Source organism: Actinacidiphila yeochonensis CN732, from assembly GCF_000745345.1.
Lineage (GTDB): Bacteria > Actinomycetota > Actinomycetes > Streptomycetales > Streptomycetaceae > Actinacidiphila > Actinacidiphila yeochonensis.
In genome coordinates this window covers 444,253-463,210 of record NZ_JQNR01000004.1, presented here as the reverse complement: position 1 = coordinate 463,210, position 18,958 = coordinate 444,253, and the positions used below count along the sequence as shown (strand labels likewise).

Here is an 18,958-nt window from a genome sequence, read left to right as displayed (position 1 = left end):
GGCAGTCCATCCCTCCGCTGGCCACGGTGCGACGATACCGGACCGCGCCGCGCCGCCCTCCGGCTGTTCCCCCGCCGTGGCGCGCGCGGTACGAAGGGGCCATGGACGACACGGACGCCGCGGGCGGCACGGGCGGTACGGACGGCACGGGTACGCGGGGCGAGGTGGCGGGGCTGCTGCTGGCGGCCGGCGGCGGGCGGCGGCTCGGCGGCCGACCGAAGGCGTTGCTGGACTTCCGGGGCAGGCCGCTGGTGGAGCACGCGGCGCGGGTACTGCGGGCCGGTGGATGCGCGCGGGTGTACGTGGTGCTGGGCGCGGCGGCCGGCCTGGTGCGGGCGCGGGCCGTCCTTCCCGGCTGCGTCCTGGTGGACAACCCCCGCTGGGCCGAGGGGATGTCGACCTCGCTGCGGGCCGGACTGGCCGCGCTGGAGCCGGCGGAAGGTCCGGTGGCCGAGGCCGTCGTGGTGGCACTGGTGGACCAGCCCGGGGTGACGGCGGAGGCGGTGGCCCGGGTGGTGGCCGCGGCACGGGCCGGCGGGGACCTGGCGTCGGGGCTGGTCGCCGCCTCGTACGGGGGACGGCGGGGCCACCCGGTGCTCTTCGGCGCCGCGCGCTGGGGTGCCGTCGCGGCCGGCGCGACGGGCGACCGCGGCGCGCGCGGCTACCTGCTGGAGCACGCCGCGCGGACGGCCGTGGTGGAGTGCGCCGACGTCGCCGACCCGGCGGATGTCGACACCCCGGACGACCTGTCCCTCCTCCTCGGCCCCGAAGCGAGGGGCGGCCCCGGTAGCGGGCCGACGACCGCGGATCGTTGAAATTCCGCAGTGCGAAAAATATAGTCCGCAGTGCAGAAGCAACGGGGGTGCCGGACGCCGAACGGCGCCGCCACCGGTGGGCGGCACCACGGCTGTCCCGCCGGCCCGTTGACACCGCCGGCCCGTCGGCACCGTCCACCCGTCGATTCCGGCGGCCCGTCCCGTCCGCCCGCCCTACCCGTACGGCGTGTCCCTGTCCGGTGGCCGAGCCGCCGTCCGCCGCCCCCGGTGTGCGTCGCGGCCCGGTTCCCGCCGTCGCGCCCGGTTTCCGCACCACCGCGCCCGCACCGGGCCCTCGCGAGGAGTGACCGCATGGCAGCAGACGAGGCGTCCCCGGCCGTCGTGACCGACGCGGCCGCCGCCGTGCCCCGCTCCGAGGAGGTGCTGACCCCGCGGGCGCTGGCCTTCCTGGGCGAGTTGCACCGGCGGTTCACCCCGCGCCGGAACGAGCTGCTGGCGGCCAGGGGCCGGCGCCGCGAGGAGATCGCCCGCACCGCCACACTGGACTTCCTGCCGGAGACGGCGCACGTCCGCGAGGGCGACTGGCGGGTGGCCGCCGCCCCGGCCGCGCTCCAGGACCGCCGGGTGGAGATCACCGGTCCCACCGACCGCAGGATGACGGTCAACGCGCTCAACTCCGGCGCCCGGATCTGGCTCGCGGACTTCGAGGACGCCTCCTCCCCCACCTGGCACAACGTCGTCACCGGGCAGGTGAACCTGATCGACGCCTACGAGCGGCGGATCGACTTCACCACCCCGGAGGGCAGGAGCTACGCGCTGCGCCCGGACGCCGAGCTGGCCACCGTGGTCGTACGTCCGCGCGGCTGGCACCTGGACGAGCGGCACCTGACCGTCGACGGCGAGCCGGTACCGGGCGCGCTGGTGGACTTCGGGCTCTACTTCCTCCACAACGCGGGCCGCCTGCTGGAGCGCGGCCTGGGCCCCTACTTCTACCTGCCGAAGACCGAGTCGCACCTCGAAGCGCGGCTGTGGAACGACGTGTTCACCTTCGCCCAGGACTACGCGGGCATCCCCTACGGCACCGTGCGCGCCACCGTGCTCATCGAGACGATCACCGCCGCCTTCGAGATGGACGAGATCCTCTACGAGTTGCGCGACCACGCCGCCGGGCTGAACGCGGGCCGCTGGGACTACCTGTTCTCGATCGTGAAGAACTTCCGCGACGCGGGCGAGCGGTTCGTGCTGCCGGACCGCAACGCGGTCACGATGACCGCCCCGTTCATGCGCGCCTACACCGAACTGCTCGTGCGCACCTGCCACCGGCGCGGTGCCCACGCGATCGGCGGCATGGCGGCGTTCATCCCGTCCCGGCGCGACCCGCGGGTCAACGAGGTGGCGCTGGCGAAGGTCCGGGCCGACAAGGACCGCGAGGCGGCGGACGGCTTCGACGGCTCCTGGGTCGCCCACCCGGACCTGGTGCCGGTGGCGCGGGCCAGCTTCGACGCGGTGCTGGGGGAACGCCCGCACCAGAAGGAGCGGCTGCGCGAGGACGTCCACGTCACCGGGGCGGAGCTGATCGACATCGCCTCGCTCGACGCCCGCCCGACCCCGGCGGGCCTGCGCAACGCCGTGCAGGTGGGCATCCGCTACATCGCCGCGTGGCTGGGCGGGAGCGGCGCGGTCGCCATCTTCAACCTGATGGAGGACGCGGCCACGGCGGAGATCTCCCGGTCGCAGCTGTGGCAGTGGACCAACGCCGGCGTCGTCTTCGAGGACGGCGAGAAGGTGACGCCGGAGCTGGTGCGGCAGGTCGCGGCGGACGAACTCGTCGCGATCCGGACCGAGGTGGGCGAGGACGCGTTCGCCGCCGGCACCTGGGCGCGGGCCCACGACCTGCTGGTGCGCACGGCGCTGGACCCGCGGTACGTCGACTTCCTCACCCTTCCCGCCTACGACCAGTTGGAGGGTTGAGCGGCCGCCATGCTGGTACGTGACGCGGTGGCCGGCGACTGGCCGCTGATCTGGCCCTTCCTGCGCGCGATCTGCGCCGGGGGCGAGACGTTCGGCTACCCCGTGGACATCACCGAGCGGCAGGGCGAGAGCTTCTGGATGCTCGCGCCGCCCGGCCGCACGGTGGTGGCCGTCGACGAGACGGGCGCGGTCGTGGGCACGGCGAAGATGAACCCCAACCAGATGGGCAACGCCGCGCACGTCTCCAGCGCCAGCTTCATGGTCGACCCCGCACACGCCGGCCGCGGCGCGGGACGCGCCTTGTGCGTGGAGGCTTTGCGCTGGGCCGCCGAACAGGGCTTCCGCGCCATGCAGTTCAACGCGGTGGTGGAGACGAACACACCCGCCGTGCGGCTCTACGAGTCGCTGGGCTTCCGCGTCCTCGGCACCGTCCCCGAGGGGTTCCGCCACCCCCGGCACGGCTACGTGGGCCTGCACATCATGCACCGCCCGTTGTAGCCGGCCGACAGCGGCGACCACTTCGAGCGCGAACCACCCGCACGTGCCCGACAAATGACGCTCCGTCAGTCGATTCCGGCGATGCGGGCCAGCCGGCGGGCCTGCTCGCGGGTGGCGCGGGCGACGGCGTCCTCGTCGACGCCGGTGAGCCGGCCGCTCTCGACGACCGGACGGCCGCCGACGAGGGAGAGCGTCACCGGAGCGGCCGGGCCGAGGACCAGCGCGGCCACCGGGTCGGCGATCGAGGCGTGGCCGAGCCCGTCCAGCTTCCACAGCACGAGGTCGGCGAGCTTGCCGGGCTCCAGCGAGCCGGTCTCGGCGGCCCGGCCGAGCACCCGGGCGCCGCCGAGGGTGGCCAGCCGCAGCGCCTGCCGGGCGTCGAGGGCCGCCGGGCCGCCGCGCAACCGGTTGACGAGCAGGGCGTTGCGCAGCTCGGTGTGGAGCTCGCCGGCCTCGTTGGACGCGGTGCCGTCGACGCCGAGCCCCACGGGCACCCCGGCGGCCAGCATGTCCGGCACCCGCGCGATCCCCGCGGCCAGCCGGGCGTTGGACGAGGGGCAGTGGGCCACGCCGGTGCCGGTGCGGGCGAAGGCGGCGATGTCGGCGTCGTCCATGTGCACGCAGTGCGCCATCCACACGTCCTCGCCGAGCCAGCCGGTGGTCTCGAAGTAGGCGGTGGGGCCCATCCCGAACAGCTCCCGGCAGAACTTCTCCTCCTCCACCGTCTCGCTGCCGTGGGTGTGCAGCCGCACACCCTTGCGCCGGGCCAGCACCGCTGCCTCCCGCAGGAGTTCGGTGGAGACCGAGAACGGTGAGCAGGGCGCCGCGGCGATGTGCAGCATCGACCCGAACGACGCGTCGTGGTGGGTGTCGATCGCCGACTCCGTCGCGCGCAGGGCCTCTTCGGTGCTCTCCACCGCGAAGTCCGGCGGCAGCCCGCCCTCGGAGCGGCCGCGGTCCATCGAGCCGCGGGCGGCGGTGAAGCGGACGCCGAGCTCGGCGGCGGCCCGGATCTCGGCGCCGAGCAGGTCGCCGGCTCCGCGCGGGAAGACGTAGTGGTGGTCCATCGCCGTGGTCACCCCGCCGCGGGCCATCATCGCCAGCGAGCCGGACGCGGCGGCGTGCACCATCGGCTCGTCGATCCGCGCCCACACCGGGTACAGCTCGACCAGCCAGTCGAAGAGGCCGCTGTTCTGCGCCAGGCCGCGGGTGATCCACTGGTAGAAGTGGTGGTGGGTGTTGACCAGGCCGGGCGTGGCGAGGTGGCCGGCGGCGTCGACACGGCGGACGACGTTCCGCAGTCCGGCCGGGGCGGGCCCGGCACCGACCGCCTCGATCACCTGCCCGGCCACAACCACGTGGCCGGTGGCGTACTCGGTGCCGGCGGCGTCGACGGTCGCGATGGCGCAGTTCTCGATGACGGTCCGCTCGACCGTCGCGCCGGACCCGCCCGCGGCCGGGTCGGGGTTCGCGTCGGGGTCGTGGTGCGGGCCGGGTGCGGCCTGGTTCGGGCCGGTGCTGCCGTTGCTCATCGGGCGCGGCTCCTTCGGTCCGTGGGGTCGGTCCATGGCTTCGGTCCGCTCGGCGGGCCGGTTCCGCGGGTTCAGTCCGCGGGTATCGCGGCGGTGGCGCCCTCGCGCAGCACCGTGCCCTCGATCAGGCCGTAGGGGCGGTCGGCGGCGAAGTAGACCTCGTTGTCGTTCTCCAGGCCGAAGGGTGCGAGGTCCACCAGGAAGTGGTGCTTGTTCGGCAGCGACAGCCGCACCTCCGCCACCTCCGGGACCTCGTCCACCACCCGCGACCCCATCGCGTACAGGGTCTGCTGGAGGCTGTACGAGTAGGTGCCGGCGAACGCGGCGAGCAGCCGGGAGCGCACCGCCGGGTAGAGGGCCTGCCAGTCGGGGCGTCGCCGGAGCCGTTCCAGCCGTACCGCCAGCGGGCGTTGACGTCGGTGGCCAGCACGCGGTCGGCGGTCTCGGCGAGGGTGGTGTACTCGTCCTTGGCGAAGCCCCGGAACTCGGAGTCCGTCGAGTTGAGCACGGTCAGCCCGGTCAGCCCGCCCAGCACCTGCCACGCGGCGCCGTCGTACCCGACCTCGGCGGTACGGACCTCCTGCCCGTCGCGGACGAAGGAGTGGCCGGTGGCGGGTTCGGTGATCCGCCGCCAGCCGTAGCTCTCGATCCGGACGCGGGCCCGGTGGATCGACGGCCGGCCGGTGGTGAAGTGCCGGGCCAGGTGGATGCCGAACGCCTCCGGGGAGGCCACGCCGTGGCTGCGCGCGAAGGCGTAGACGGTGTTCTTGACGGCGTCGGTGGTGAGCAGGCCGGCGTTGGAGCCGGACAGGTGCGCCTCGTCCATGGCGCCCGACAGCGCCACGGACACGTTGAGGTCGGTGAGGTGGTGCACGGCGCCCTCGCGGACCACCCGGACCACCCGGGTCTCCGCCTTGCCGTACTGGTTCTGGCCGAGCCGTGCGCTGGACACCGGCGGAGTCGCGGTCATGGGTCAGCTCCCTCGGTAGACGGAGTAGCCGAACGGGCTGAGCAGCAGCGGCAGATGGTGGTGCTCACCGGTGGTGACGGCCGCGACGACGGCCACCTCGGGGAAGAACGCGGCCGCGCCGCCGCCGTCCGCCGGGTCGGTGCGGCGGGTCCGGACGAGGTACGGCTCGACGCCGAACCGCAGTCGGACGTGGGCGGTGTCCTCGGGCAGCGCGGGCAGGTCCCGGCAGCGGCCGTCGGCGTCGGTGGCGGAGGCGGCGTGCGCGGTCCACGGCGCGTCCGCGCCGGGCCGTACGGACACCTCGACGGCGATGCCGGCGGCGGGGCGGCCGGCGCTGGTGTCCAGCACGTGCGTGGACACCGTGGCGGCGGGGCGGGCGGGGCTCATGCGGGGTCCTCCTGGGCGAGCCGGGTGAGCCGGACGCGGTTGATCATCCCCAGTTCGCGGCGGACCGTCCCCCGTTCGGCCGCCGGGTCGGCGCCGAGCCGCTCGCGGAGCGCGGCCAGTATCTCGGCGCCGGTCCGGCCGGTGGCGCAGATCAGGAAGGTGTGGCCGTGGGCCTCCTGGTAGGCGAGGTTCAGCCGCAGCAGCTCCGCCCGTTCCGCGTCGCGGACACCGCCCTGCTCGCGGGCCGACACCGGGTCGCCCGGCGCGGGGCGGCCGATCGGCGGGTGGGCGCCCATCGCCTCGTCCAGTTCGGCCGGGGTCAGCGCGGCCGTCGCGGCGTCACTGGCGGCGAGGAGGTCGTCGAGGCCGGCGTAGGGGCGCCCGCCGCCGACGGCCGCGGTCCAGGAGCCGCTGCCGCAGACCTCGCGCAGCAGACGTTCGGCCTCCGGCCGTACGGCGGCGTTGAGCCGGAGCAGGCCCGGCGGAGTGCTGGACGTCACCTCCCGCACGCTACGATCCGCGCGGAGCGGGCGTCAACAGTTCGTTGGGGAAACCGGCGGGGTGTCACCCGTGGCGGCGCCGGCCGGAACGGCGCGGGGCTGTCCCGGGCGTACCCAGGCGCTCACCGCCGTCGCGGACGGCGTTCTCCCCTGTTGAGGCAGGTGTGGACGGTGAAGCGGCTCACGCCGAGCGCGGACGCGACGGTCTCCACGCCGTGCCGCGTCGCGGACGCCCCGCGCTCCTCCAGCAGCCGCACCACGCCCCGCACCGCGGACGGGGTCCCCCGCGCGCGCCCGGCCCCGGCCCTGCCGCGCCATGCCGCGCCCTCCGGCCGCGCCGACACGCGAACCTGACCGATCGCCCGGCCGACCCGGCCCCGCGGCTCCGCCCCTCACGCCCCCGCGCCGTAGAAGTGCCTCCGGACCCGGCGCAGCCACGCCTCGACGGGCGCCTCGTCGGGCTCGTCCGGGAGCGCGCTCGCGGTGCGGTCGAAGCGGTCCTGGTAGTCGTCGAGCATCGGCAGCGCCGCCATGGCGTCCCGGGCGACCCGCTCGCCGAAGTCGAAGTACGCCTGCGGGTCGTCGACCTCGATCTCCAGCCGGCCCGTGGTGTAGAGCGTGTAGCCCTGGTGGCACAGCCGGCGCAGGTGCCGGGCGTGCTTCGCGGTGCGGTGGCGGGCGTCCACCGAGAACGTCCCGTCGCCCCGGTCGTACAGCCGCTTGAACTGCTGGGTGGCATAGCCGAGATACGCCCTGCGGACCCGCTCGCCGCTCACGAACGCGGTCCGGATGCCGATCAGTTCGTCGCCCAGCGGGGTGCGTGTCTCGTACAGGCGGTCCGGCAGCCACACGAGTTCGAGGACGGTCGGGTTGCCGGCGAGGGCGAGCCGGCACCACTTGGCCGCCTCGTGCAAGGTGCTGTCCGGAGCACGGGTGACGTGGGTCTCGGCCGGGCGGCGCAGGCCGTGCAGTTCCTCCGTGGGGACGGCGAACACGCCGAGCCGGTCGATGTCGGAGCCCTCGCGGGCGAGGCCGTAGGCGGTCGAGCCGACGATGCCGGACAGCAGGGTGTGCGGGGTGCCCATGCGGGACGTCCTCCCCGAGGCGCGGTTGCGGAAGCGGTCCGGGCATCGTGCCCCGGCCGGGTCACCGCAGGCCACCGACTTTCTCCTCGTCGGTCCGCGCGGGCCGGCCTCGAAGCCCCCGCTGCCGTCGTCAACGCCCTTCCACGCGGTGGAGATGCGCCGACACCGCGACGGAGAGCGCCCGTACGCCCGTGGTGAGGGTCAGCCGCGCGTGCGGCCGGAACCGCGGGGAGTGGTTGCCGGGCACGGCGGCCATCCGTTCGGCCGCGGTGCTCCCGGCCGCCGCCCAGTCGCGCGGGCCCACGCAGCCGAGCATCCAGTGGACGGGCCGGATACCGGCCACGCCGTGCAGCCGGTGCCCGGCCGGCCCGAGCAGCGGGAAGTCCTCGGTGGACATCGACGCCTGCCAGGGGGCCACCCGGGCGGCGCCGAAGGCCGCCACGTGGGCGCGGCGCACCGGGCCGGCCGCGGTCGGGTCGCTCACCGTCACCCCGGAGCGGGCCAGCTCGCGGACCTCGGGCGGGCGGGGCGCGCCCGCCGCGTCGGCCTCGGCGCGGGCGATCCGCCGCACGGCGGTCAGCGCCCGGTCGAGCGCCCCCGGGGACAGGGCGCGCGCGGTGACCTCCAGGACCGCCTGGTCCGGGATGACGTTGGCGGCGCCGCCCCCGGCGTGCAGTGAGCCGACGGTGAGCACCAGCGGCTCGCCCGGGGCCGCCTCGCGGGAGACCACCGTCTGGAGCCGCAGTACCAGCGCCGCGGCGGCCACCACCGGGTCCACGGCGAACTGCGGGGCGGAGGCGTGGCCGCCGCGCCCGTGCAGCACGACCTCCAGGGTGGCGCCGGCCGCCAGTGCCGGGCCGTCGGCGTGGGCGACCATGCCCGCGGGCAGCGGCGCGGTGTGCTGGGCGAGCACCACGGACGGCGCGGGGAAGCGCTCGTAGAGCCCGTCGGCGAGCATCGCGGCGGCGCCGCTGAGGGTCTCCTCCGCCGGCTGGCCGACCACCACCAGAGTGCCGCGCCAGCGGCCCGCGGCCCGCGCCAGCAGCCGGGCCGCGCCGGCCGCGCAGGCGAGGTGCGCGTCGTGGCCGCAGGCGTGGGCGGCGGGGCGCGGGCCGGTGACGGTGCTGGTGTACGGCAGGCCCGTCTCCTCGGCCAGCGGCAGCGCGTCGAGTTCGGCCCGCGCCAGCACCACCGGTCCGGGGCCGTTGCGCAGCACGCCGACCACGCCGTGGCCGCCGACCCGCCGCGTCACCTCGTAGCCGTCGCGCTCCAGCCAGTCGGCGAACCGTCCGGCGGTGCGCTCCTCGGCACCGGAGAGTTCGGGGTGGCGGTGCAGGTCCGCGTAGAGGGCCGCGACGTCGGGCAGCACGCCCTGGACGGCGTCGGCGGTCCCCGCTTCCGCGGCACGGTTCCCGGGCCCGGACCGTGCGGGGGCATCGGCGTCACTCATCGGGTGCCTGGTCCTTCCCCGGCGCGGGGCGCCGACGAGGTGGGGCGGGCGCGGCCGGGGCGCCGGGGTGGGATGCTCGGGCGGTGCGGCACGGGCCTGTCGGGCCGGGCCCGTCGGGACGGCGGTCGGGCCGCGCCAGCGGGGTGCCAGGGACATGCCAGCGAGGTGCCAGCGAGACGACAGCGGATTCGCCAGCGGACGCGCGTAGAACGGTGGGCACGGCCTCCCACCGGCCGTGCCCACCGAAGAGAAGGGGGTCGCCATCATGGCCGACATCTCCAAGCTGGACGCGCCGCTCGCCTCCCTCGCCCAGGAGATCCTGGAGCTGGAGTCCGAGACCTTCGAGATCACCGACTACTCGGACGCCAGCGAGGTCATGCTGGGCTCGTCCACCAGCTGCTCCAGCACCAGCACCTGCTCCAGTACCACGAGCACCACCAGCTGCACCGCCTGATCCGGTCAGGCGCCGAGCCCGCGCCCGGGCGGCCCCCGGGCGCGGGCTCTCGCGCGTACCCACGACTCCGCCACGCCGGGGGCCGGGGCACCGGCCTCTCACGGGAAGGGGTGCGGGACGGCGCGCACGGCGGCGTCGGGCAGGTCGTCGGGGCGCATCCCGGCGCGGCGCTGGGCCGTGCGCAGCCGGGGCATGGTCAGGGCGCGCTGCCGGGCCCAGCCGAAGTCGATCGGCAGCAGGCCGGGCACGATGGTGCACACCGTGCTCAGCCCCAGCCTCCGCTGCTCCGGGGTGGTCTGGTCGACCGCTATGACGTCGTGCCCGGCGGCGGCCAGCTCACCGGTGAGCCAGGCCAGGGCCTCGCGCAGGTCGGTGCCGGGCGGGCGGCGGTCCGCCCAGCCCGCGTAGGTCTCCGCGAACGTCCGTACCGCCGGGGGCGCCAGGTAGCCGCCGAGGTGCTCGCGCATCCGCGGCAGCCCGAACAGGGCGGCGTGGTCCGGCAGTCGGCGTACCAGACTGAAGTCCTCCGCCATGGCTTCGAGTTCCTCTGGTCGTTCGGCGACCTGGCGGGGCAGGTGCGGCAGGTAGGTGAGGATCTCGGCGACGGCGGACTCCACGGCCGCCATCGGGTCCAGCGCGGCGCCGGCGGCGAACGCGAAGGTGCCCGGACCGCCGTCGCGGCGGACCGCCAGGCCGGTGGCCACGGGGACCGGCAGGTCGACGCGGTTGTCGAAGACGTGCACGTCGTACCCGCACAGCGCGGCGCGGTCGGTCATCGCGCGCAGCTCCGGGCTGCCGCAGGAGGCGAGGTCGATGGCGGGCAGCGGCGCGTCGCCGTACCAGCCGAGCAGGAAGGCGTCGCGTTCGACGAGTTCCAGCAGCCCGAAGAGCACCGCCTCCTCCGGGCAGCTGCCGATCGCGCAGCCGTTGGAGCACTCGAAGACGAAGTCGTCGGCCGGGGTGCCGGCGCCGTAGTGGACGAGCCGGGCCGGGACCAGCACCGGCCGGCCCTCGCGCAGGGAGTGACCGCGCACCCAGGGCAGCGGCCGGGCCGGGTCGAAGGGCGAGACCATCGGGTCCTCGCGGTAGGTCTGCTCGCCGTACAGGCCGCACGTACGCGGGTCCAGGGCGGGTTCGCCGCGCGCGACCAGCTCCTCGTACGAGGCGGTCGTCAGGCCGGTACGGGAGCGGCGGTGGGTGCCCGCGTACCGTTCGAGCCCTTCGAGGAACGCGAGGTCGCGGCTGGCGGCGAAGGAGTTGGCCTGTCCGCTCCAGGTGACGTCGGTGAGGCCGGCGTAGCCGCGCATGAAGACGCTGCCGGCTACCGGCGCGGTGGTCGGGGACGTCACGTCGAGCCAGGTGCCGGCGCCCAGCACCCCGCACACCGGGTTGGCCAGCGCGTCGGCCGGCAGCCGGTACGAGGCCGGGCCGCGCAGCCGGTACCGCCCGGGAGCCGGGGTGGGCCGGGGCACCGCGCCCAACACGGCGCAGGCGTCGTACGGTTCGGCTCCGACGCGTGGTGGCTCGTGGCGCGGGCAGAGCGGCTCGGGCAGCAGCGGCACCGTGGCGGTGCGGCCCGTCTCCAGGTCGAGCCGGGTGACACGGGCGGCGCCGTCGGGCCGGGGCGGCTGCGGGCCGCCGGTGGTCCAGTCGAGCAGTGCCCACACCGCGTCGGCGGTCCAGTCGGCCGGGGTCGGCCAGCTCCCCGCCGGTACGGTGTCGGTGCCCGTCTCCAGTGCCTCACGTTCGGTCCGCGTGCGCAGCCGCTGCCAGCGCACGGCCAGGCAGCAGCCGCAGGCGGCGCCGTCCCCGCCCCAGGGGCCGACGAGGACGGCGTCGGCGGCGAGGTGGACGCGGGCGGCCGCGCGGCGGGCGGCCGCCGCCTCGGGTTCGGCGTCCGGGCCGAGCAGGTCGCGGGCGCCCAGGGCGGCCACGGCCGGCGCGGGGCGGCCGGCCGCCGCGGCCCGGACGGCGAGGCGGTCGGCCAGGGCGCGGGCGGCGGCGTCCAGGCCGGGGGCGATGGCGCCGTACCCGGCGGACCGGGGCGGCGCGGGGGCGGCGGTCGGGGTCATGTCCGGTTGCTCCAGCGGAAGACGCGGGCCGCGACCAGCCCGAACAGGAGGGTGAAGCCGACCAGCCCGGCGCAGTCCAGCGCCAGCGGCCCGGCGGCGGCGCGGCCGGCCAGCACGCTGGTCAGGCCGTCGTCGAGGTAGCGCAGCGGCAGCGCCCAGGACAGCGTCCTGATCCAGCCCGGCAGCAGGGCCGCCGGGTAGAACGCGCCGGACAGGAACGCCATCGGCACCATCACGAAGTTGGCGATGGCCGCGACCGCCTCGGGCGTGTCGGCGAGGCTGCCGACGACCAGGCCGAGCGCGAGGAACGCGGCGACGCCGAGCACCAGCAGCGGCAGCGCGAGCGCCGCGTCGGCGGGCAGCCGCAGCCCGAACCCGGGGAGCACCGCCACCGCCGTGAACAGCACCGCCTGGCACAGGCCCACCCCGACGGCGACGGCGAACCGCGACGCCAGGACGGTCGGCAGCGGCGTGGGCGTGCGCCACACCAGCCGCAGGATGTCGTCGCGCCGCCAGTGCATCAGCGCGAACGCGGGCCCGAACAGCGCCGCGTTGCCCACCCCCCACGCCAGTACGCCGGGCGCCGTGTAGTTGATGTACGGCAGGTCGCCGTCGACCCGCTGGCCCCGGAAGAGCAGGCCGAAGACCAGGAGGAAGACCAGCGGGAAGGCGAAGGTGAAGAAGACGGTGGTGCGGTCGCGGACGGCGGCGAGGTAGGCGGCGCGGGTCAGCGCCGCGTAGGCGGACGGCCGGCGCGCGCCGCGGTCCGACCGGCCGGCCGGTGGACTCCCGCCGCCGGTGGTCCCGTTCGCGGGGCTGGCGACGGGCGGGGTCGGCCGCTTCGGGGTGGAGGCGGTGGTCATCGGTGCTGCTCCGTTCCGGCCGCGGTGAGCCGCAGGTAGGCGTCCTCCAGGGTCGCGGTCCTGGTCCGCACGGTGTCCAGGTCGACGAGGGCGCCGACCGCGACCAGCACCCGGCTCGCGGCGCGGGTCTCGATGACGACCTCGCCGCCCTCGACCAGCACCCGGTCCACGCCCTCGATACCGCGCGCCTGATCGGCGGTGATCCGGTCGGCGGGCACCAGGAGCCGGGCGGGCGCGGCGAGGGAGCGCACCAGCGCGCCCGGCGTGTCCAGCGCGACGATCCGGCCGCCGGCCACGATGGCCACCCGGTCGCACAACGCCTCGGCCTCGTCGAGGTGGTGGGTGGTGTAGACGATGGTGCGGCCCTGTGCCCGCAGGGCGCGCAGCAGCTCCCACAGCGAGCGCCGGGCCTCCGGGTCGAGGGCGGCGGTCGGTTCGTCCAGGAAGATCAGCTCCGGGTCGTGCACCAGGGCGGTGGCCAGCGCGAGCCGCTGCCGCTGCCCGCCGGAGAGGTCGTCCACCCGGGTACGGGCCTTGCCCGCCAACCCGACCGACTCCAGGGCACGGTGGGCGGCGTCGCGGTCCAGGCCCTGCAACGCGGCGACGGTGGCGAGGTGTTCGGCGGCGGTGAGACGGGTGAAGAAGGCCGAGGACTGCGTCTGGACGCCGATCCGGCGCAGCAGCGCGGTGTTGCGCGGCCACGGCCGCTGTCCGAGCACCTCGACGGTGCCGGCGTCCGGCTCCCGCAGCCCCTCGACGATCTCCACCAGCGTGGTCTTGCCCGCGCCGTTGGGCCCGAGGATGCCGAAGAACTCGCCCGGACGGACAGTGAACGAAACGTCGTCCAGGGCTCGTTGGGCGCCGTAGCTCTTGCTCACGCCCTCTACCGCCACGGCCGGCGCGGCGGGCCCCCGGGGTCCGTCCCTGCGGTCGGTCTGCTCCATCACGTTCTTCTCCCGGGGCGGCTGGACGGTGTCGGACGCCGGCTGGTCGCGCGGCACCGACGGTACGGCGGCTGGTACGGAGCGGCCGGCGGCCGGTGGCCCGGGGACGGCCTGCCGAGGCGCGGACCCGGACGGTGCCGGCACGGACGGTGGCTGCCCGGACGAGGTCTGTTCCGACCTGGGCCCGGCCGGGGCGGCGGACACGGCCCCGGACACCGCGGGTGCGGCGCCGACGGCTCCCCCCGGGGACGGCCGCGCGGACCGTGTCGCCGGAGCGGCCCGGCGGGCGGCGGCCCGCACGCCCAGCGCACGCAGCGGCACGGCCATCGCGGCCACGGCCAGCGGCAGGCAGGCCGTCCAGCCGGGCCAGCGGTGCGGCAGCACCGCCCCGCACAGCAGGCACCCGGCAGCCAGCACCCCCGCGGCCAGCACCGCGCACAGCGCGGCGTACCCGGCGTGGACGCGCCGCAGCCGTCCGGGGTAGGCGGCGACCCGCTCCCGGGCGCCGGGCCGCCGCGCCGCGGCGGCGAGCGCCAGCCGGGCGTAGGTCCGGCTCTCCGCGGCCAGTCGCAGCGTGCCGAACGCGTAGCCGAGAGCCTTGTACCCGTCGAGGGGCGGCAGCGGCACGAGGTTGAGCAGGCCCGTCGCCGTGCCGAGCAGCAGCAGTCCGCCGACGAAGGGCACCGCCTGCGCGTGGTCGGGCAGCAGCGCCCACACCGCCCACCAGGGCAGCAGGAACACGAGGTTGGCCGCGGCCCCGGCGCACGCGACGGCCACCTGCGGGCCCCGGCGGCCGAGGAACCACACGTCCTCCACCTCGCAGTACAGGTACGTCATGAAGCCGGCCACCCTGCGCAGTCCGATCTCGGCGACGCGCAGGCCGTACGCGCGCGCCACGAGGCCGTGGGCGAGCTCGTGGACCGCCAGGCTCAGCCACAGCACGCAGCCCGCCCCGACCAGGGCGACCGGCTGGTGGAAGAGGCGCCCGGTGGCGTCGGCCAGCGCGCCGTACCGCAGGCCCTCCGCCACCAGCAGGGCCGTGCACAGGGCCCCCAGCACGGCGAGGGCGATCCTGTTGCGGGCGAACCCGGTTGCCCGGTAGAGCCGTTCGACCGCCGCTTCCGCGTCGGCCACCAACCGGGTCCGGCCACCGGCCCAACTCCCCCTCGGGTGAGCCCCGGACGGCGCCTCCGCCGCCGCTGGGCGATGCGGCGGCCCGCCGGCGAGCAGGCCGCGCCCACCCAGCAGCCGCAGCAGCCGCGTCCACTGCTCCTCACCGAGGCGGGCACCGAAGGCGGCGGCGTACTCCGCGCCGATGTCGGCGAGCGGACGACTGCCGTCCAGCCGCGCGATGACGAACTCCTCCTTCGGCCCAACCTCCCAACGGCGACCGCTCACAGGGTCCTTGACGAGGTGCACGGTGCGTGGGCCGCGGCTGAGCGGCGGCCCGACCCGCACCTCGGACCGCACCGCGGGGCGCAGCGCGAGCAGCTCGGCCCGGCCGGCGGTCGTCACGGCGCCGCCGAGGGCTCGGGCTCGGGCTCGGCGGTGGAGCCGGGCTCGACGGTGAGGCCGGACTCGGCCTGCCGTAGGGCCCGGCCGAGCACGTACGACAGGTACGCCTCGTCGCGCACGCTGACCGACAGCCGGTTGTTCGTCATGTGCATGTAGGGCGAGGCCAGCATCGGCAGCGCCTGCCCGGGCTCGGTGACGCGCAGATCGCGGGTGCCGTCCCAGGAGCGGAAGACGAGGTCGCCGTCGCGGGCCAACGCGGCGGCCCTGTCGCCGAGTTCCAGGCAGTGCTCGGCCCAGCCGCGCAGGAACCCGGGAAGCCGTTCCGGCGCGGGTTCGGCCAGGGTGCGGCGGATCTCCTGGAAGCGGCGGGCCAGTGCGGCGTCCATCGTGCCGTAGGCGCGGTCGTAGCCCTCGCTGGCCGTGTAGTTGGTCCCGGAGAAGGCGGAGTTCCAGAAGGCGTGGTAGCGGTCGAGGAACTCCAGCAGCACCTCCCGGTCGGGCAGCAGGCAGCCGGACATGGTCATCATCAGCTGTGCCGCCGTCCCCAGCAGAACGGTGCGCACGTGCAGGTTCACGCTCGCCGCCGCGTCCACCACGAGCTCGCTGGAGCGCTGGAAGTGCCACTCCGCCAGCTCGACCCCGGCCGGGCCGCCGTACTTGCCGTACTCCGGCTCGTAGGGCTCCGGGCTGAAGGAGTTGTTGGGGCGCAGCCGCATCCGCCCGGCGGCGTCCGTCCAGCGGTCGCGCTCGCCGCCGGGGTACTCCAGCTCGAAGAGGGTGTTGTACAGCTCGGCGAGGAAGCCGTCCTTCACCTCGTACAGCGCCGGCCGCCGGGCGAGGAAGTCCCGGACGGCGTCCTGGGCACGCGCGGCGACCTCGTCGGCGGCCTCCGGGCGGGTCGGCCGCAGCCGCAGCCGGATGTGCGGGCCCTCCAGCCAGTAGTTGATGAAGAACCAGCCCGACAGCAGCCCGTCGCGGTCGAGTTCGGCCACCAGCGGACGGACGCACTGGAGCAGGAACGGCCGGGTGCTCGCGGCGTAGAAGACGTGGTACGCCTGCCACTCGGCGCGACCCTCGGGGCCTGCGGCGGGGGCGCGGCCCACGGTGGGCCCGGGGGTGGTGTCGTCGGCGGTCATGGGCGCGGGTCCTGCCTTCCGGGTCGCGGGGTGCGGGGTGCGGCCGCACGGGGGACGATCTCCACGGCCAGTTCGGCGACGTGCCGGCCCCGGGCGGAGCCCAGGTGCAGTTCCCCGGCGGCCGGGAGCATCTCCTCGAAGTCCGTGCGGGCGCTCCCGCCGCCGGTGAGCGCCTCCAGGGCGAGCAGCGACAGGGGGCTGTCGAAGTCGACGTACGCGGGCTTGGCCCCGCCGCCGAACGGCCCCTGCGCCGCGCCCTCCGCCCGCACGGTGGCGAACACCTGGCCGGGCAGCCCGTGCCGCCGCCGCCACCGCCGCCAGTCCAGGAAGTACGCGGCGTCGCCCTGCCCCTTCGCCCGCACCGGCAGGGCACCCGGCCGCGCGCTCCAGCCCTGGCGGTGCAGCACCAGGCTGCGGTAGCGGACCCGGGGGCGTGTGGTGACACCGTCCACGGCCGGGCTCTCGGGCACCCCCCGCCACAGGTCGGGCCGGGCCCGGGAGGTCGGCGAGAAGAGCAGCAGGGTGCGCGGCACCTCCGGCAGCACCATCGGCACCAGGTAGCCGAGGTAGAGGGGCACCACCTCGCGGCGCAGCCGCCGGGAGCGCAGGAGCAGCCGGTCCTGGGCCTCGTCGTGCTCGGCGTAGAGGTCGCCGAGGTCGATACGGGCCTCGGGCGGGGCGGTGCTGGTCTCACCGGGGCAGACGATCTCGTGGTCGGTCAGCCGCCCGTGCAGGTTGAGGTTGGTGGTGGCCGCCCCGGCGGTGACCTCGGCGAAGACCGCCCCCGGCGGCTGCCAGCCGCGCAGCCGCCCGCGCAGCTCCGCCGTCAGACCGGGGGCGGCGGACCCGTCGGGAGCGGCCGGCGCCGACGGGTCCGGGGCCGGGTCGAAGCAGTGGGTGAAGCGGGTGAAGGGGAAGGCCAGCCCGCCGTAGGAGTTGTTGAGCACCACCAGCGGGTCGCCGGGGCGTTCGGCCAGTTGCAGGAAGTGGCTGTGCGGGGCGAACGACGGTCGCAGCGGTGCGAGTTCGGCTGCCACGGCGTCGACCGTGTCCTCGTCGAGCCGCAGCTCCGCAGCGCCGGCCGGGTGCTCAGCCCACAACCGGCGCATCCTGCGGCCGAGTTCGGCCCGGCCCCGGTCCAGCGCGGCCACCTCCGGCATGCCGAGCCAGTTCTCCTCCGGGACGTACGAACCGTCCTCCGCGTAGGGGGACTTGGCCGAGGTGAACTGGAGGTACTGGCTGAAGATGTCCTCGTGGAAGTCGTGCACCAGCCGCAGCACGTCCTCGCACCGCCCGCCGCGCCCGTAGCGGGCGAGGAAGAAGCCCTTGAGGGTGAGCCGCTGCGGCAGCGACACGTCGAACGCGGGCAGTATCCGCGTGAGGGAGTCCAGCGGCTCCGCCGCCAGGCCGGTCCACCGCCGCGGGTCGGCGGTGACCGGGCCTGCGCTGACGTCCTCGTAGAGCAGGGTCTGCGGCAGCGTCACCCGCCCGGCACCGAGGCCCGCCCGCACCGCGTCCAGCGCGGCGCGCAACTCCCGCAGCAGGCCGCGGCGTTCGTGCAGCCCGGCGGCGGCGTACCGGCCGACGCAGCCGCCCACCGCGTCCAGCGCGGCGGCGGCCTGTCCGGCCCACGGGCGGTCCAGGGAGCGCAGGGCGGCCTGGAAGGAGCGCAGCGGGTCGGGCGCGTGCACATCGGTGTGCAGGCCGGCGGTCTGGAGGACGCCCAGGTCGAGCAGGGTCGCCAGGTAGCGGGCGGCCTCCTCGGGCGGCGCGCCCGTCTCGGCCGCCAGCCACGCCTCCAGCTCGCGGCCGCGCGGCGCGGCGCCGTCCGCGAAGAGGCCGATCATCCGATCCAGGACGCCCTTGCGGCGCAGGAAGAACAGCCGGTCGTGGGCGGCGTCGAAGCTGACGGCGGCGGTGTCGTCGCCCGCGGTCACCGAGCGGCGGACGAACCGCAGCCGGTCGTCGTCCAGGTCCCACCCGGCCGAGAGGGTGACGGGCAGATCGGCCCGGCGCGCGGGGTCGGCCGCGATCAGCTCGGCGAGACGGGCCAGCACCACGACGTTCAGCCGGGGGTGGCTGCTCCGCTCCTCCCCCAGCGCGGAACCGCTCCCGCCGACGGGCACGTCCCGGTCCGGGTCAGGGTCCTGGCCGGAGGCCGGTGCCGGGTCGAGGGCCGGTGCCGGGTCCGGGTCGGGGCCGGGGCGGGGCCGGGGCGGGGCGGGGCGGGGGCGGGGGCGGGGCGGAACTCCCCCGTCGCCACAGCGGTGAACGTGCTGAACGGGCTGGTCTTGCACGCCGTCCGGTACAGGTACGACAGCAGCGAGCGCTCCTTCTTGCGCCCCCTCTTGTCCGGTACGGGCGCCGCGTCCGAGATGTAGGCGTCCAGTTGACCGTCGAGCGTGGGCGAGGCGAGCAACAGGCCCAGCCGCAGCCGGTCCTCGCGCGCCAGTTCCCTCAGCCGGCCCCGCGCGGCGGCCAGCCCCGGGCGACGACCCCTCCCCGGCCGCCTCGGCCGCGGCCAGCTCCAGCCGAGCGTCCAGCCAGCGTTCCAGCAGCTCCCCGGCGGCTCCGCCGGTGGTGCGGGCGAGGGCGCGCACGGCCTCGGCGTCGCCCGGCATCCGGCCGTTGAAGACCTCGCGGCGCACCGCCAGCACGGCCCGGCGCGCCCGGTCCTCGCCGGTGGCGGTGACGAGCGCGGTCAGCGGCTCGGCGAGTCGCTCGGCGACCGCGGCCACGCGCTCCGCCGCGTCCAGCGTCGACTCGGCCCAGCCGGACGCCTCGGGGTCGCGCAGCCCGTGCACG

At 76.1% G+C, this 18,958-nt stretch carries 15 protein-coding genes and 2 pseudogenes; 4 read left to right on the top strand and 13 right to left on the bottom strand.

Annotated features, from left to right (window positions below):
• Positions 1–101: 101 nt before the first annotated feature.
• The 3 genes from BS72_RS08725 to BS72_RS08715 all read left to right on the top strand — a co-directional run bounded on the left by BS72_RS08725 (position 102) and on the right by BS72_RS08715 (position 3,245).
• Entirely contained in the window at positions 102–815 is a 714-nt protein-coding gene (locus BS72_RS08725) for a nucleotidyltransferase family protein (protein WP_051950838.1), read from the top strand.
• A gap of 312 nt (positions 816–1,127) precedes the next feature.
• Positions 1,128–2,747 (top strand): malate synthase A, encoded by a 1,620-nt coding sequence (aceB, locus tag BS72_RS08720; protein ID WP_037908444.1) that lies wholly within the window; start codon positions 1,128–1,130, stop codon positions 2,745–2,747.
• Positions 2,748–2,756: 9 nt separating this feature from the next.
• Positions 2,757–3,245 (top strand): GNAT family N-acetyltransferase, encoded by a 489-nt coding sequence (locus tag BS72_RS08715; protein WP_037908443.1) that lies wholly within the window; start codon positions 2,757–2,759, stop codon positions 3,243–3,245.
• A 65-nt stretch (positions 3,246–3,310) separates the two neighbouring features.
• Here the strand turns inward: BS72_RS08715 and BS72_RS08710 are convergent, their stop codons facing one another.
• The 7 genes and pseudogenes from BS72_RS08710 to BS72_RS08680 all read right to left on the bottom strand — a co-directional run bounded on the left by BS72_RS08710 (position 3,311) and on the right by BS72_RS08680 (position 9,169).
• Positions 3,311–4,777 (bottom strand): 8-oxoguanine deaminase, encoded by a 1,467-nt coding sequence (locus BS72_RS08710; protein ID WP_078901166.1) that lies wholly within the window; start codon positions 4,775–4,777, stop codon positions 3,311–3,313.
• A 71-nt stretch (positions 4,778–4,848) separates the two neighbouring features.
• Positions 4,849–5,747, bottom strand: a pseudogene (pucL, locus tag BS72_RS08705) (factor-independent urate hydroxylase).
• A gap of 3 nt (positions 5,748–5,750) precedes the next feature.
• Entirely contained in the window at positions 5,751–6,134 is a 384-nt protein-coding gene (gene uraH / locus BS72_RS08700) for a hydroxyisourate hydrolase (protein WP_037908441.1), read from the bottom strand.
• Positions 6,131–6,634: a 2-oxo-4-hydroxy-4-carboxy-5-ureidoimidazoline decarboxylase gene (locus BS72_RS08695; protein ID WP_037909633.1), complete on the bottom strand. Its 504-nt coding sequence runs from the start codon at positions 6,632–6,634 to the stop codon at positions 6,131–6,133. Before BS72_RS08695 ends, uraH begins: the two co-directional genes overlap by 4 nt.
• A gap of 122 nt (positions 6,635–6,756) precedes the next feature.
• Positions 6,757–6,900: pseudogene (locus BS72_RS37960) on the bottom strand (helix-turn-helix domain-containing protein); the annotation flags it as partial.
• Between the two features lie 126 nt (positions 6,901–7,026).
• The gene (locus BS72_RS08685) at positions 7,027–7,719 is read right to left on the bottom strand and encodes a nucleotidyltransferase domain-containing protein (protein ID WP_037908438.1); all 693 of its coding nucleotides are present in this window, start codon (positions 7,717–7,719) and stop codon (positions 7,027–7,029) included.
• 130 nt (positions 7,720–7,849) lie between these two features.
• The gene (locus BS72_RS08680; RefSeq protein WP_078901164.1) at positions 7,850–9,169 is read right to left on the bottom strand and encodes an amidohydrolase; all 1,320 of its coding nucleotides are present in this window, start codon (positions 9,167–9,169) and stop codon (positions 7,850–7,852) included.
• 265 nt (positions 9,170–9,434) lie between these two features.
• Here BS72_RS08680 and BS72_RS08675 point away from each other — a divergent pair, with 265 nt between their 5' ends.
• On the top strand, positions 9,435–9,623 hold the full coding sequence (locus tag BS72_RS08675) for a thiazolylpeptide-type bacteriocin (RefSeq protein WP_037909628.1): 189 nt from the start codon (positions 9,435–9,437) through the stop codon (positions 9,621–9,623).
• Positions 9,624–9,721: 98 nt separating this feature from the next.
• Here BS72_RS08675 and BS72_RS08670 read toward each other — a convergent pair whose 3' ends face one another.
• The 6 genes from BS72_RS08670 to BS72_RS39145 form a co-directional block, all read right to left on the bottom strand.
• Positions 9,722–11,695 (bottom strand): TOMM precursor leader peptide-binding protein, encoded by a 1,974-nt coding sequence (locus BS72_RS08670; protein ID WP_078901163.1) that lies wholly within the window; start codon positions 11,693–11,695, stop codon positions 9,722–9,724.
• Positions 11,692–12,558 carry an ABC transporter permease gene (locus BS72_RS08665; RefSeq protein ID WP_078901162.1) on the bottom strand — a complete coding sequence of 289 codons (867 nt, stop codon included), beginning with the start codon at positions 12,556–12,558 and terminating at the stop codon, positions 11,692–11,694. The genes BS72_RS08670 and BS72_RS08665 overlap by 4 nt, the downstream gene beginning before the upstream one ends.
• A complete protein-coding gene (locus BS72_RS08660) occupies positions 12,555–13,502 on the bottom strand; it encodes an ABC transporter ATP-binding protein (RefSeq protein ID WP_037909621.1) in 948 nt (315 codons plus the stop codon). The genes BS72_RS08665 and BS72_RS08660 overlap by 4 nt, the downstream gene beginning before the upstream one ends.
• A 1,511-nt stretch (positions 13,503–15,013) precedes the next feature.
• Positions 15,014–16,153 (bottom strand): lantibiotic dehydratase C-terminal domain-containing protein, encoded by a 1,140-nt coding sequence (locus tag BS72_RS08655; RefSeq protein WP_063836007.1) that lies wholly within the window; start codon positions 16,151–16,153, stop codon positions 15,014–15,016.
• A complete protein-coding gene (locus tag BS72_RS08650) occupies positions 16,150–18,279 on the bottom strand; it encodes a lantibiotic dehydratase (protein WP_063836006.1) in 2,130 nt (709 codons plus the stop codon). The genes BS72_RS08655 and BS72_RS08650 overlap by 4 nt, the downstream gene beginning before the upstream one ends.
• On the bottom strand, positions 18,219–18,572 hold the full coding sequence (locus tag BS72_RS39145; RefSeq protein ID WP_265736789.1) for a lantibiotic dehydratase: 354 nt from the start codon (positions 18,570–18,572) through the stop codon (positions 18,219–18,221). Before BS72_RS39145 ends, BS72_RS08650 begins: the two co-directional genes overlap by 61 nt.
• Positions 18,573–18,958: the final 386 nt, after the last annotated feature.